Origin of the sequence: Campylobacter concisus (assembly GCF_002914005.1) — a bacterium.
Classification (GTDB): Bacteria; Campylobacterota; Campylobacteria; order Campylobacterales; family Campylobacteraceae; genus Campylobacter_A; species Campylobacter_A concisus_N.
The window spans coordinates 59,589-74,248 of record NZ_POZU01000038.1 but is presented as its reverse complement, the minus strand read 5'-3'; the positions used below and the strand labels follow the sequence as shown (position 1 = coordinate 74,248).

Sequence of the window (14,660 nt, the reverse complement as noted above, 5' to 3'; positions counted from 1 at the left end):
ACTTATATAATGCAAATAGATGATACTCTTTTAAATAAATTAGAAAAACTTTCTGCCTTACAAATCAGTGATGAAAAAAGAGAAGAAGTAAAAAAACAACTAAGCGAGATTGTATCTTTTGTTGATATTTTAAACGAACTTGATCTAAGCAGCGATGAAGCTGTAGTTAGCTCTATAAAAGGTGGCACACCTTTAAGAGAAGATGAGCCAAGGCCAAGTGATGTGATTGATACGATCTTGAAATACGCTCCTTCACGTGAAGGGCATTTTTTTGCTGTACCAAAAATAATAGAATAATGGTAAAGATATGGATCTAATCGAACAGCTTCAGGCAAAGAATTTAAGTGTAAAAATACCAGAAGATAATAGCCTTAATAATCTTGCTAGCGGTATAAAAACACTTTTAAAAACTGTTGTAAGTGATAAGGCAAGCGATCTTCACCTTGTTTCAAGATCTGAGCCGCAAATAAGAGTAGACGGTGCTTTAAAGCCCATTGATTTTGGCATATTAAGTGGCAAGGATATAGAGAATTTATGTTTTGCTTTGATTACTGATGAACAAAAAAGTGAACTTGAGAATAATAAAGAGCTTGACTTTGCGATCGAGCTTCCAGATATTGGTCGCTTTCGTGGCAACTATTACTATACCATGAATGGTGATTTAGCTGCTGCTTTTCGTATAATCCCAATCAATATCCCATCTCTTGATGAGTTAAATGCCCCACAAATTTTTAAACATATTATTAAGCGTGAAAAAGGCCTTATTTTGGTTACCGGACCGACAGGAAGTGGTAAATCAACAACTCTTGCAGCTATGCTTAATGAGATAAATTTAAATTATAGAAAGCATATTATTACAATTGAGGATCCAGTCGAGTTTGTGCATAACAATAAAAAAGCTCTATTTTCTCATAGAAATATCGGCACTGACGCAACTTCTTATTCAAGGGCTCTAAAATCTGCGGTTCGTGAAGATCCAGATATCATACTTGTAGGCGAGATGAGAGATAGAGAGACGATTTCAACGGCTATTACGGCGGCTGAGACCGGACACTTAGTCTTTGGTACGCTTCACACAAATTCAGCCATTCAAACTATAAATAGGATCGTTGATAGTTTCGATGGAAGTGAGCAATTACAAGTAAGAAATATGCTTAGCGTTTCGCTAACTGCTGTCGTTTCACAAAGTCTGATCCCAAAAATAGGCGGTGGAAGGTGCGCTGTGCATGAAATTTTAATAAACAATATGGCTATCTCAAACTTGATACGTGAAAATAAAATACATCAAATTTACTCTCAGATGCAGCTAAATCAACAACAAACTGGCATGAGCACGCAGACTCAGGCTTTGATGAAAGTACTAAAAGAGGGTAAGATTACAAAAGAAAATGCGCTAGCTTATTCAACTAGTCAGCAAGAACTTCAAAATTTAATAGGAACTATATAATGGATTTAGTAACGTGGTTTGATATTATTATTATTGCTCTTGTCTTGATGCTTGGCATAAAAGGCATATTAAATGGACTTATCAAAGAAGCTTTCGGACTTATCGGACTTATCGGCGGCTTAATTATAGCTAGTAGATTTTCAGATCTATCTGGTGAGTTTATAACTAAAAATATATATAAATTTGAAAATCCTTCATTTTTACAGTTTGTTGCATTTATCTCTCTTTGGTTAGTTTTTTGGATAGTTTGCTTGCTAGTTGGTAAATTTTTATCAAAAATAGTTTCAGTAAGCGGACTTGGTTTTTTGGATAGACTTGGTGGATTTGTTATGGGAAGTGGAAAAATTTTCTTAACATTTTCGGCAGTAGTTGCTGTAATATCTGGCACTTCGCTAAATAATATAATTGCTCCTTATTTTGCGAACAGTAAAGTCTATCCGGTTTTGATAGAAACTGGCAAGTGGATAACAAATCTTGATGTGAAAAATATCAAAAGTGAGTTAGATGAGATAGTGGCAAGACCAATGGATACAAATAAAACTGATGCATTTATCTCAATGGATGCAAATGCTAGTGTAAATACCGACTCTAATATCACAAAAGGGGAATAAGATGATAGAAAATTTAGAATATGATGCGTTGCTTGAGAAATTCAAAAGAGTGCTTCGCGACAATGGTTTAAAATACACGAAACAGCGTGAAATTTTACTAAAAACGCTATACAACAATGGTGAACACTTTACTCCAGAAAGACTTTATCTTTTTATAAAAGAAACGCACCCTGAGCTAAATATTGGTATCGCAACTGTTTATAGAACACTAAATCTACTTGAAGAATCAGAGATGGTGACATCAATCAGCTTTGGTTCACAAGGTAAAAAATTTGAGCTTGCCACAAAGCCACATCACGACCATATGATATGCAGAAAGTGCGGCCTTATCATAGAATTTGAAGATCCAATGATAGAAAAAAGACAAATCAGTATCGCAAAAGATCATGGTTTTAAACTAACTGGTCATATGATGCAGCTTTATGGAATTTGTGAAAAATGCTCAAAAAATAATATAAAGGGAAAGTAAGGTGATATTTGACAACCAACATGAGATTCAACGACTACAAAGCATAGACGAGCTAAGAAATTTAGGCATTAATCCATATCCGCATTTTCTTAGAAGAGATATGAATATCTCTAAATTTAGACTAAAATTTAACTACATTAATGATACAGAAGAGAAAAAGGCCGAAGGTCAGCTAGTGGGTCTTGCAGGTAGAATAAAACTAATTCGTGATGCTGGAAAAGCGGTCTTTGCAAATATCGAAGATGAAGATGGAAATTTACAAATTTACTTTAGTAATAAAACGCTTGATCCAGAGTGGTTTAAAATCGTTAAAAAATACGTAGAGATAGGCGATATCGTCTATGTCAGAGGTTATGCATTTATAACAAGAACTGGTGAATTTTCTATGCATGTAAGCGAGCTTAGCCTTGCTTCAAAGTCGATAAGCCCACTTCCTGAGAAGTATCATGGTTTAGTTGATGTTGAGACAAGATATCGCCAAAGATATCTTGATATGATAATGAACCCTGAAGTTAGGGCAGATTTTAAAAGACGCTCAGTGATTATTAGTACGATTAGAAGATTTTTTGAAGAAAAAGGCTTTTTAGAAGTTGAAACACCAATGCTACACCCAATAGCAGGTGGTGCAAACGCCAAGCCATTTATCACTTTTCATAATGCTCTTGGAGTCGAGAGATATCTAAGGATCGCACCTGAGCTATACCTCAAACGCCTTATAGTAGGTGGCTTTGAGGCTGTTTATGAGATGAATAGAAATTTTAGAAACGAAGGAATGGATCTTACTCACAACCCTGAGTTTACAAGTATAGAGTTTTACTGGGCATACCACAACTACCACGATTTAATGGGTATCACAGAGGATCTTTTTAATGTCATTTTGGACAAGCTGGATATGGAAAAAGTTATAAATTTTGACGGCATGGAGATTGATTTTAGTAAGCCATTTAAGCGAATAAGCTACAAAAAAGCTCTCGTTGAGATCGGCGGACTAGATGATAATATCATAAACGATAAAGATAAAATTTTAGCAAAACTAAGAGCTGATGGCCTTGAAGCAAATGAGAAGCTTGATCTTGGTCACTTGCAGGCTGAGTTATTTGATAACTACGTAGAGAGTAAGCTTATACACCCAACATTTGTTATTGATTATCCGATTTCGATCAGCCCACTTTCAAGAAGAAGTGACGCGAACCCTGATGTGGCTGAGAGATTTGAGCTATTTATCGCTGGTCGCGAGCTAGCAAATGGCTTTAACGAGCTAAACGATCCAATCGATCAATACAACCGCTTTAAAGCGCAAATCGATGCTAAAAATGCAGGCGATGACGAGGCGCATGAGATGGATGAGGACTATGTAAAAGCCCTAGGATACGGCATGCCACCAGTTGCAGGTGAGGGTATAGGCATCGATAGGCTTGTTATGCTTTTAACGGATAAAAAATCAATTCGCGACGTTGTGCTCTTCCCAGCGATGAGGCCACTTAAAAATGAGATAAAGGAGAATGAAAAATGAGTTTGCAAAGCTATGATAAGGACATTTACGATCTAGTAAATTTAGAGTTAAAACGCCAGTGCGACCACCTTGAGATGATCGCTAGTGAAAATTTTACATATCCAGAAGTTATGGAAGTAATGGGCTCAATCCTAACAAATAAATACGCTGAAGGCTATCCTGGCAAGAGATATTATGGTGGCTGCGAATTTGTCGATGAGATCGAGCAAATAGCGATCAATAGATGTAAAGAGCTTTTCGGATGTGAATTTGCAAACGTTCAACCAAACTCTGGCTCTCAGGCGAACCAAGGCGTTTACGGCGCTTTACTTAATCCAGGTGATAAAATTTTAGGCATGGATCTAAGCCACGGCGGACACCTAACTCACGGCGCAAAGGTCAGCAGCTCTGGCAAGATGTATGAGAGCTTTTTCTATGGCGTAGAGCTTGACGGTCGCATAAACTACGATAGAGTCATGGATATTGCAAAGATAGTAAAACCAAAAATGATCGTTTGTGGCGCAAGTGCATATACAAGAGAGATTGAGTTTAAAAAATTTCGTGAGATAGCTGACGCTGTTGGGGCGATACTTTTTGCAGATGTTGCTCACATTGCTGGTCTTGTTGTTGCTGGTGAGCATCAAAGTCCTTTCCCATACTGCGACATTGTAAGTTCAACTACGCATAAAACATTAAGAGGCCCAAGAGGCGGTATCATTATGACAAATAACGAAGAGTATGCTAAGAAGATAAATGCCTCTATTTTTCCAGGCATTCAGGGCGGACCACTAGTTCATGTCATCGCAGCAAAGGCAGTTGGCTTTAAGCATAACCTTAGCCCTGAGTGGAAAATTTATGCTAAACAAGTAAAAGCAAATGCTAAAAAATTAGGTGAAGTGCTAATAAAAAGAGGCTTTGACCTAGTGAGTGGTGGCACTGATAACCACCTAATTTTAATGAGCTTTTTAAACCGCGAATTTAGCGGTAAAGACGCTGACATCGCTCTTGGAAATGCCGGAATAACAGTAAATAAAAATACGGTTCCAGGCGAGACAAGAAGCCCATTTATCACAAGTGGTATACGTGTTGGTAGTCCTGCACTTACGGCTCGTGGCATGAAAGAGGCTGAGTTTGAACTAATAGCAAACAAAATAGCTGACGTATTAAGCGATATAAACAACACATCTTTGCAAGAGAAGACAAAAGCTGAGCTAGTTGAACTTGCTCATAAATTTATAATCTATGATAAAGCGACATTTTGATGCAAAGTATTGATACGGCACTTATAAAGATTATTACAACTCACTACTATATCAAGCGTGATACGATCGTTAATAAAATAGAATACAGAGGTAAAATTTTCTTTGATAAATTTGAAAAGATAAATGAGCCACTGACCTATAATATTATGAAAGAGCATGAAGAGGGCAAAGCTGTTATCGCACACTCTTTAATAAATGCAAATGATAAAGTTGAAAATATAGTCTTTGACTATAACGGCAGAACCCCAGATAGATTTTGGCATAAAGCACAGCTTCTTCTAAGAGAAGAGGGCTTTATAAATTTTACAGCCTACGAGAGTAAGACGCCAGGACATCTGCATCTTTATGTGCATAAAGGTCACACTACGCTAAATGAGGCTTGTCAGCTGGCAAACGTGCTCAACGCCAAGCTTTCACAGAAGCTACCTAAAGAGTGGAGGATGTTTCCAAATATCGATATGCCAAAAGAATTTAACATACTAACTTTACCTTATAAACTCTATCAAAAAGAGCGTGGGGCAAGTTGGTCAAAATATATGTAATTAAGGATAAAAAGTGGAAAACGATGAGTTAAAAGATATTCTTTTAGAAAGAGATGATGACGCAAAAGGATTGAAGCTAAAAAAACTTCTTATATTTATAGCAGCTCTTATTATACTTTTTTTGATCATTGTAGTGGCTATGAAGCTAGTAAATTCAAGCGATCCTTCACAAGCGCAAAATGAAGCTGATTCAAGACTAGTGCTTCCTCCAGTACCAGCCGAGCAGCCAGTAGATAGACAAGCTCCGATAGCTGATACAAATTCAGACAATAAAAAAGGCGATACACAGCTCTTTGAGCAAGTACCGATCGTGCCTGAAAATAAGCAACAAGATGAATTTGAAGATATGATCAAAAAGCTAAAGGATAAAGAAAACAATAAGCCTGTTTCTAAAACTGAAGAGCCAAAAGAGATAGTTAAGCCTATCGAAAAGCCTGCAGAAATACCAGTAAAAAAAGCTGAGACAAAGGTGGATACTCCAGTTAAAAAAGTCGAAAAAGTAACAACTACTGATAAAAAGAGCGAGGCAAAACCAGCTAAGACTGAAAATAAAGTAGATAAAAAGGTTGAAAAAAAGGCTGAAACCAAAATAGAAAAAACGGATAAAAAAGCTGAAGTAGCTAAAAGTGAACCTGCCACAAAAGGCTCTTACGTTCAAGTGTTTGTGACTAGTAAATTTAATCCAAATGCTGAATATATGAAGAAGATCGCTGCCAAGGGATATAGCTACAAAACTATAAAAGTTGGTGAACTGACTAAAATTTTAGTTGGTCCATTTGATGAAAAAACGCTTCAAAAAGTAGTAGGCGATATTAGAAAAGATATCAATAAAGACGCTTTTATCTTTAGAGCAAAATGAAAACATTCGCAGTCTTTGGAGATCCAATAGCTCACTCGGTATCTCCGAGGCTGCACAATAAAGCCATTGCAGACCTGGGCTTAAAAGCACTTTACACAAGAGTCTTACTAAAAGATGGCAGTGAATTAATCAATAAATTTAAATCCTTAAAATTAAACGGTGCAAACGTAACACTTCCACATAAAGAGTGGGCTTTAAATTTAGCCGATGAAGCTTCGGATATAGCACGCAAAATAGGCTCTGCAAATACTCTTGTGCTTAAAAATGATAAAATTTATGCATATAACACGGATGCGCCTGGATTTTTAAAAGCAATAAAAAATTTTAAAGATATAAAAAAAGCTATTATCCTTGGAGCTGGCGGTACCGCAAATGCTATAACTTATGCATTAAAAGAACAAGACGTTGATGTTTGCATACTAAATAGAAGCAAAGATAGGCTTGAGAAATTTAAAGATGAGTACAAATGCTTTAGCTGGGATAACTACGAAGAGCAAAAATTTGATCTAGTCATTAACTCGACCTCTGCTGGTTTAAAGGATGATTTTTTACCGGCACCTAAAGAAATTTTAAAAAGCATTTTTAAAGATGCTAAATTCGCATTTGATGTGATTTATGGTAAGCAAACACCATTTTTAGAAATGGCCAAGCAAAGCGGCCTTAGTGTAAAAGATGGGGCCGATATGCTTTTATATCAAGCAGTTCTAGCACTAAATTTATTTTTTAACAATACACTCGATGAGTCAAAGATCGAGCACTCAATGAGAGAAATTTTCTATCTATAATAGCCGCCAGTATTTATTTTTGTAAAAATTTATGGCTTGTATAAAAACGTTTTGATTAAAATTTTTATTGAAAGTAATTAGAATAAATATAAAAAGCAGGGAAAATCCCTGCTAAATTTTACTATTCGTTTGTTTTGATATAAGCGTAGTCTGAAATTTTAGTCCATTCTCTTGCTTTTTTAAGGAAAGCTCTTTGAGACTCAACGATCTCTTTAAATAACGGATCTTTAGCACTCTCTTCATCAAGAAGCTCATTTGTGGCTTTTTTAAGAGCTGCGATTACTTCTGGTGGGAAAGATTTTACTTGGATGTCTGGATACTCGCTTTTCATTTTATCCCAGTACTCGACATTTGAATAAAATACTTTTGTATTTGCGTCTCTTGCTACTTCTGCTGCAGCTGCTTCAAAGATCGCTTTTAGGTCATCTGGAAGTTTTTCGTATGATTTTTTATTAAAGAAAAATTGAGTTTCACCGTTTGGCTCTTGCCAGCCTGTGTAGTAGTATTTTGCCACTTTGTGAAAGCCAAGCGCCATGTCATAAGCTGGGCTAACCCATTCGACTGAGTCGATCGTTCCCATCTCAAGAGCCATGTAAAGCTCACCAGTTGGGATAGTATTGATGTTAGCGCCAAGTTTAGCGTAAATTTCACCACCAAATCCCGGAATTCTTATCTTTAAGCCTTTGATATCATCTAATGATTTGATCTCTTTTTTAAACCAGCCACCCATTTGCATGCCGGTATTTCCAGCTCTAAAAATTTTGATATTGTATGGATCGTAAACTTTTGCCTCAAGCTCCTTACCACCGCCAAATTCATACCAAGCTGTTTGCTCATCAGTATTCATCATAAATGGAGTTGCTGTAAAAAATATAGTTTTAGCATCTTTGCCTTTATAATAATAGCTACTTGTGTAGGTAATGTCGTACTGACCGCTTTTAGCAAAATCAAGCATCGCAAAAGGCGATTTATGCTTTGATGGATAATCAATCCTTAGCTCAAGTCTACCATTACTCATCTTTTCAACTTTATCCTTTAGCTCTTTTGGTACATCACCAAGCACCGGCATAGTACTCTCCCATGAGCTAGCAAGCTTTAGCTTATAAACTTTATCATCTCCCATAGCAACGCAAGCAACAGCTGCTAGACCAAGAGACGCTAATAAAAATTTATTCATATCTTCTCCTTTAAAATTTTGACTATTATACAAAAAATTACATTATTAAAATGTGTTATAATCGCAAAAATCAAATTTATGGGGCATAAAATGATAAAAAAGACGAAAATCGTAGCTACTTTGGGGCCAGCAAGTGATAATGAAGAGACAATGGAAGCGATGGTAAAAGCAGGTGTGAATGTCTTTCGTTTAAATTTTAGCCATGGGACACACGAATACCATAAATCAAACATTGACAAGATAAGAAATATCGAAAAAAAGCTAAATAAAAGAATAGGAATTTTACAAGATATCTGCGGCCCAAAGATCAGAGTTGGCAAGCTTAGTGAGCCATTTTATCTAAAGGCCGGTGATGAACTTAGTATCCATGCTGATGAGATCATCGGTGAAAAAGTGGAAAAAGGAATTTATAAAGTAAGCCTAAACCAGCCTCAAATTTTGCCTATGCTAAAGGTTGGCGAGTATGTCTATCTCTATGATGGCTCTATAAGAGCAAAGGTCATTAGTGAAGGCAAAGAAGTAGTAAAAACTATCATTGAAAATGATGGAATTTTAAACTCAAATAAAGGCGTAAATTTCCCAAATACAGCCCTTGGTATAGAGATCATCACACAAAAAGATAAAGAAGATATGAAATTTGGCGCAAAGCATGGTGTAAATTTTGTTGCTATTAGCTTCGTGCAAGATGCAAATGACGTAATAAAGGCAAAAAATATCTTAAAAGAATTTGGCTCAAGAGCTGCTGTTTTATCGAAGATCGAGAAATTTGATGCGGTTGAAAATATAGACGATATCATCGCAAAGAGTGATGGTATCATGGTAGCTCGTGGCGATCTTGGCATAGAAGTGCCATTTTATAAGGTTCCAACCATTCAAAAGCTCATCATCAAAAAGGCAAATGCAGCAAGCAAGCCAGTCATCACAGCAACTCAGATGATGCTAAGCATGGCAGAGCATGAGACTGCCACAAGAGCGGAGATCAGTGACGTAGCAAACGCTGTATTAGACGGTACTGATGCTGTTATGCTAAGTGAGGAGAGTGCGATAGGTAAAAACCCAGTCGCAGTCGTAGAGGCGATGAGTAAAACGATTATCCAAACTCAAAGCATCTATCCATATAATAAATTTGATGAGTTTGACTTTTTTGACGAGACTGATATGGTGGCAAGTAGCGCCACATCTCTTGCTGTTCGCATAAAGGCAGATGCATTAATCTCGATCACTGGCTCAGGAAAATCGGCTATAAAATTAGCTAGAAACCGCACAAATATCGACATCATCGCAGTAGCTCACGATGAGCAAACAGCACATATGCTTACCCTTGCTTGGGGTGTTACACCAGCGCTTGTACTAGAAAAAACAAAGCTTAGCTCACTTTTGGCAAATGTCATGAAAAAGGCGTATGAAGAGGGATATGTTGAACACGACAAGACTTATCTAGTAACCGCAGGTCACCCTACGGGCGTTGAGGGTAGCACGAACCTTATACGTATCATCAGACGCGATCAGCTCGACTATTATTTGGAGCTTGCAACTGAGTAAATTTATACTCTCTTGCAAATTTTAAAATTTTGCTTGCTCGTAAGAATTGACTGCTAAGATTCGTTCTTGCTTTTTGCTTGGCTTAAATTTTAGAGCCGAAATTATTCGCTCATGAAATTTTAAAATTTGCCTGATGCCTACTTAATATAACAAAGCAATTTTGCAAATTTTAAAATCTTACTCACTCGCCTTAGTAGACTACTAAATTTAAATTTAGGCCACACTTCGTTTGGCACTAAATTTAGAGCTGTGGTATGCTCGATAATAAATTTTATAATTTGCTGGAAATTTAATATAACGCATGCAGTGCGTTAGTACTGAGGTATGCCACTTCTAACGTCGTCGTGGTTAGGGGATTGTTGAGGGGGAAGGGAGCGACTTCGTAATTTAAGCCTCTTCCCCCTTAACAAAAGAAACAAACATTTAAATTTAACTAGATTGCTTTGCAAATTTTAAAACTTTCACTCACTCGTAAGAATTGACTGCTAAAATTTGGCTTCACTTACCGCTTAGCTCAAATTTTAGAGCTGAAATTACTCGCTCATGAAATTTTAAAATTTGTATGAAATTTACTTGTAAAAATTAGGATATATAAAATTTATTTTGAAAGAATTTGTGACGCGAAATTTAACGCCACAAATCTAAATTTATTTTTTCTTTTTGCTTTTTGGCTCATCGCCTTTAAACCAGCTTTTTATCTTATCAAAGACGCTTTCATCAGTATTTGATTTGCCCGATTCTATACCAAAGCTAGCTTGAAGCTTATTTAAAAGCTCTTTTTGCTCATCGCTTAGTTTTTCAGGCGTTTGAATAGAAATTTGTGCTACGAGCCTACCTTTTTTACGCGAATTTACGCTTTTAATACCTTCATTTTCAAAGATAAATTGCTGCTTATCTTTTGCTCCAACAGGTAGTTTTAGCTCAGTTTCTCCTCGAAGAGTTGGAATTTTTATACTTTCGCCAAGTATAGCTTGCGTGAAAAAGACAGGAATTTCTAGATAAACATCGTCGTTGTGGCGAATGAAATGCTTATCTTCTTTTACGTTTATGCTTACATAAAGATCGCCTTGAACGCCGTTTGTACCGATATTTCCTTTACCAGCGACTCTCATTCTCATGCCGCTATCAACGCCTTCAGGGATGGTAATCTTTACAGTTTGTTGCTGGATTTTATAAGCTTTCGCGTTACAATCGGGGCATGGTTCGCTTATTACTTCACCGCTTCCGTGACAATATGGACACTCTTGGACGATATTCATAAAGCCATTTCCGCGTGTTATCCTGCCACTTCCGCCACAGTGCTGGCAAGTCTTACTTTTGCCGTCTTTACTGCCAGTTGCATTGCATGTTGGGCAAGGCACTTTTTGATCAAATTTTATCTCTTTTTCACAACCAAAAATAGCTTCGTTAAACTCCAAATTTATAGGAATTTCAAGATCGGCTGAGTATTTTTCAGAGTATCTTTTTCTCTGCCTAGAACTACTTGCAAAACCGCCACCAAAAAATGAGTCAAAAATATCTGAAAGATCAAAATCGGCACTAAATCCGCCACCGCTACCAAATCGACCCTCAAGGCCTTCTTTGCCGTATCTGTCGTAGATAGAGCGTTTTTGCTCGTCACTTAAAACTTGATAAGCTTCATTTATTTGTTTAAATTTTAGTTCAGCCTCTTTGTCGCCAGAATTTCTATCTGGGTGATATTTTAAAGCAAGTCTTCTAAAGGCTTTTTTGATCTCATCTCCGCTTGCATTTCTTGAAATTTCAAGGATTTCGTAATAGTCAAATTCCACATTTTTCCTTGTTAATTAAGCTTATTTTAAATATGGGATTTTACCCAAAAAAGTTTAAATTTAAAAAAGAATTTACATTTTTGCCGTATAATCTCTACATTTTTAATAAAAAGGATAATTCATGGTTAATGTTTTAATGATAGAAGACGATCCAGAATTTGCGCAAATTTTATCTGAATATCTTGATAGTTTTAATATAAAAGTTACGAATTTTGAAGATCCTTATTTAGGGCTTAGTGCTGGAATAAAAAACTATGATTTGCTAATACTTGATCTTACTTTGCCGGGTATTGATGGGCTTGAGGTTTGTAAAGAAATTCGCCAAAAATATGACATTCCTATCATCATAAGTTCAGCCAGAAGCGATATTAGCGACAAGGTTGTTGGTCTTCAGCTAGGAGCTGATGATTATTTGCCAAAACCATACGATCCAAAAGAGATGTATGCTCGTATCACAAGTCTTATAAGAAGATACAAAAAGACAAATGAAGTACAAGAAGAGGTCGTTGATAGCGCATTTAGGATCGATGATAAACGTCACGAAATTTACTTTAATAACGAGCCTTTAGCGCTTACTCCAGCTGAGTATGAAATTTTAACTTATCTCATTAAGCAACACAGCTTTTCAGTATCACGCGAACAGCTAGTTTATAACTGCAAAAGCCTAAAAGATAAAGATTCAAAGAGCTTAGATGTTATTATCGGACGCCTTAGATCAAAAATCGGTGATAGCTCAAAAGCCCCAAAACATATATTTTCAGTAAGAGGCATAGGATATAAGCTTATCGGATGAAATATTCCATAACTACGAAGATAACTATTATCTTTGCCATAGCTTTCTCGCTGATGTGCTTGCTCTTTGTAACTTTTGCAAACATTCAGCAAGAAAGCGCTTTAGAAAAACTAAAGGATAGACAAATAAGTGCGATGAACTATCTTGTCGCACTCTATGAACGCGGAAATCCTCCAAGAGATTTAGAACATTATTTTAAAAATTTTTACTTAGAGTATGTTGGAAATAAAAATTTAGCTACTTCAATAGCTACAAATGGGACTGTTGTTTTTACACAGCACACGCCTCTTGGAGTGGTGCAATCGGTTAATTATAAAGGCGATTTGTATTTGCTTATTAAAAATCCGTCTTTTCAGCTGCTTCTTGAAAGTAACGACGCAAGACACGTAAATGATCCACTTTGGGTCGCATTTTTGATAGTTTCAGCCCTTCTCATCTCACTTTATGTTTCTGTTCTTAGAAGTCTTTCGCCGCTTAGAAGGCTTAGTAAAGATATCAGAAAATTTGCCAGTGGAAATATGGAAATGGCGATGACGGCTAGGCTAAATGAAAACGAGCAAGATGAGATCGGACAGGTCGCGGTTGAGTTTGATAACGCCGTTTGCAAGATAAGAGAGCTTATCCGCTCAAGGCAGCTATTTTTACGTGCGATCATGCATGAGCTAAAGACTCCGATTGGCAAAGGCAGGATCGTCTCTGAAATGGTCGCAAATGAGACTCAAAAAATGAGGCTCATCAATGTGTTTGAGCGCCTTGAGATGCTGATAAATGAATTTAGCAAGGTCGAGCAGCTCCTTTCTAAAAGCTACGCACTAAACTATCAAGAGTGTCATTTCTCGCTCATTTTAGAGCAAGTGCAAGATATGCTCATGCTTGATAAATTTGAAGAGCGAGTGAGCTGTGATATCAGAGATGACGTCATATTAAGAGTGGATTTTCAGCTTTTTAGTTTAGCGATTAAAAATTTGATAGACAATGCCCTAAAATACGCAGAGGATAAAAAGGCTATTTTGATCTGCGATAGCGAATTTATAGCGGTTAAAAATTTAGGCAAAAAGCTAAATCATCCGATTGACTACTACAAACAAGCTTTTGTGCGCGGTGATAAGGTGAGTGCGGGAAGCGGTATGGGGCTTGGACTTTATATCATTGAGCAAATTTGTCAGATGCAAAAATTTGAGCTTGCCTACGACTACGAGGATGGCTATCATGTATTTAAAATTTTACTTAGATCAAAGGCGAAGCGAGCATGAAAAGAGGCTTAGAAAAATTTAACGAGCTAACCGAGTCTTTTGCTAAGCTCCCTGGTGTTGGTAAAAAATCAGCCGCAAGGTTTGCCTATTTTGTCTGCATGCAAGATAGCTTTACAGGGCTAAGACTTGCCCAAAATATCGAAGATGCGGTGAGATTTATCAAACGTTGTGAGCGTTGCGGTGGGCTAAGTGAAAATGAAATTTGTGATATTTGTAGCGACGAGAGCAGAGACAGTGAGGTCATCTTGCTGGTTGAGAGCCCAAAAGATATCTTAGTTTTTGAGCAAAATGGCATCTATAATGGCCTTTACTTCGTGCTTGACGAGATCGACGAGGATGCCATAGAGAGGATGCGAAATGCTATCAAACAAAATGGCTCAAAAGAGGTCGTTTTTGCCTTTACGCCGGGATTAAATTCTGACGCGCTTATGCTTTACGTCGAGGACAAGCTTGCCATGAGTGAAATTTCATTTAGTAAGATCGCTCAGGGCGTGCCAACTGGTGTAAATTTAGAAAACGTTGACATGCTTTCACTTTTAAAAGCCTACGAAAGCCGTACAAAAGCCTAATTAAACTTTCTTTTAGTTATAATTTTGCCTAAATTTATAGAAATTTAGCTAAGGCTCAACGGCTGCTAA

General features: G+C 36.9%; 15 protein-coding genes. 13 read left to right on the top strand and 2 right to left on the bottom strand.

The features are described 5' to 3' along the window. Positions 1-9: 9 nt before the first annotated feature. The 9 genes from gatC to CYP54_RS04475 are packed head-to-tail and all read left to right on the top strand — an operon-like array spanning position 10 to position 7,467. Positions 10-297 (top strand): Asp-tRNA(Asn)/Glu-tRNA(Gln) amidotransferase subunit GatC, encoded by a 288-nt coding sequence (gene gatC / locus CYP54_RS04515; RefSeq protein ID WP_072594515.1) that lies wholly within the window; start codon positions 10-12, stop codon positions 295-297. 10 nt (positions 298-307) lie between these two features. Beyond that, the gene (locus CYP54_RS04510; RefSeq protein WP_103604357.1) at positions 308-1,447 is read left to right on the top strand and encodes a type IV pilus twitching motility protein PilT; all 1,140 of its coding nucleotides are present in this window, start codon (positions 308-310) and stop codon (positions 1,445-1,447) included. Continuing rightward, positions 1,447-2,058 carry a CvpA family protein gene (locus CYP54_RS04505; RefSeq protein WP_054197121.1) on the top strand — a complete coding sequence of 204 codons (612 nt, stop codon included), beginning with the start codon at positions 1,447-1,449 and terminating at the stop codon, positions 2,056-2,058. The genes CYP54_RS04510 and CYP54_RS04505 overlap by 1 nt, the downstream gene beginning before the upstream one ends. A gap of 1 nt (position 2,059) precedes the next feature. Further along, a complete protein-coding gene (locus tag CYP54_RS04500) occupies positions 2,060-2,527 on the top strand; it encodes a Fur family transcriptional regulator (protein WP_021091630.1) in 468 nt (155 codons plus the stop codon). 4 nt (positions 2,528-2,531) lie between these two features. After that, the gene (gene lysS, locus CYP54_RS04495) at positions 2,532-4,040 is read left to right on the top strand and encodes a lysine--tRNA ligase (RefSeq protein WP_223155254.1); all 1,509 of its coding nucleotides are present in this window, start codon (positions 2,532-2,534) and stop codon (positions 4,038-4,040) included. Next, complete coding sequence (gene glyA, locus CYP54_RS04490) at positions 4,037-5,281, top strand: serine hydroxymethyltransferase (RefSeq protein ID WP_103604355.1); 1,245 nt, start codon at positions 4,037-4,039, stop codon at positions 5,279-5,281. The genes lysS and glyA overlap by 4 nt, the downstream gene beginning before the upstream one ends. Next, a complete protein-coding gene (locus CYP54_RS04485) occupies positions 5,281-5,823 on the top strand; it encodes a DUF1882 domain-containing protein (RefSeq protein ID WP_087584142.1) in 543 nt (180 codons plus the stop codon). Before glyA ends, CYP54_RS04485 begins: the two co-directional genes overlap by 1 nt. A 13-nt stretch (positions 5,824-5,836) precedes the next feature. Next, complete coding sequence (locus CYP54_RS04480; RefSeq protein ID WP_103604354.1) at positions 5,837-6,682, top strand: SPOR domain-containing protein; 846 nt, start codon at positions 5,837-5,839, stop codon at positions 6,680-6,682. Continuing rightward, on the top strand, positions 6,679-7,467 hold the full coding sequence (locus CYP54_RS04475) for a shikimate dehydrogenase (RefSeq protein ID WP_103604353.1): 789 nt from the start codon (positions 6,679-6,681) through the stop codon (positions 7,465-7,467). Before CYP54_RS04480 ends, CYP54_RS04475 begins: the two co-directional genes overlap by 4 nt. 121 nt (positions 7,468-7,588) lie before the next feature. Here CYP54_RS04475 and CYP54_RS04470 read toward each other — a convergent pair whose 3' ends face one another. Further along, positions 7,589-8,644 (bottom strand): TRAP transporter substrate-binding protein, encoded by a 1,056-nt coding sequence (locus CYP54_RS04470; RefSeq protein WP_021091622.1) that lies wholly within the window; start codon positions 8,642-8,644, stop codon positions 7,589-7,591. Between the two features lie 90 nt (positions 8,645-8,734). On the opposite strand from CYP54_RS04470, the gene pyk reads away from it, so the two are divergent. Beyond that, the gene (gene pyk, locus CYP54_RS04465; RefSeq protein ID WP_103604352.1) at positions 8,735-10,186 is read left to right on the top strand and encodes a pyruvate kinase; all 1,452 of its coding nucleotides are present in this window, start codon (positions 8,735-8,737) and stop codon (positions 10,184-10,186) included. Between the two features lie 647 nt (positions 10,187-10,833). Here pyk and dnaJ read toward each other — a convergent pair. Beyond that, positions 10,834-11,976: a molecular chaperone DnaJ gene (gene dnaJ, locus CYP54_RS04460; protein ID WP_103604351.1), complete on the bottom strand. Its 1,143-nt coding sequence runs from the start codon at positions 11,974-11,976 to the stop codon at positions 10,834-10,836. Between the two features lie 121 nt (positions 11,977-12,097). Between dnaJ and CYP54_RS04455 the strand changes: the two genes are divergently transcribed. The 3 genes from CYP54_RS04455 to recR are packed head-to-tail and all read left to right on the top strand — an operon-like array spanning position 12,098 to position 14,591. Continuing rightward, on the top strand, positions 12,098-12,769 hold the full coding sequence (locus tag CYP54_RS04455; protein WP_021091583.1) for a response regulator transcription factor: 672 nt from the start codon (positions 12,098-12,100) through the stop codon (positions 12,767-12,769). Next, positions 12,766-14,022: an ArsS family sensor histidine kinase gene (locus CYP54_RS04450; protein ID WP_103583079.1), complete on the top strand. Its 1,257-nt coding sequence runs from the start codon at positions 12,766-12,768 to the stop codon at positions 14,020-14,022. The genes CYP54_RS04455 and CYP54_RS04450 overlap by 4 nt, the downstream gene beginning before the upstream one ends. After that, positions 14,019-14,591, top strand: a complete 573-nt coding sequence (recR, locus tag CYP54_RS04445) for a recombination mediator RecR (protein WP_103604350.1) — start codon at positions 14,019-14,021, stop codon at positions 14,589-14,591. The genes CYP54_RS04450 and recR overlap by 4 nt, the downstream gene beginning before the upstream one ends. The last annotated feature ends 69 nt before the right edge of the window (positions 14,592-14,660 follow it).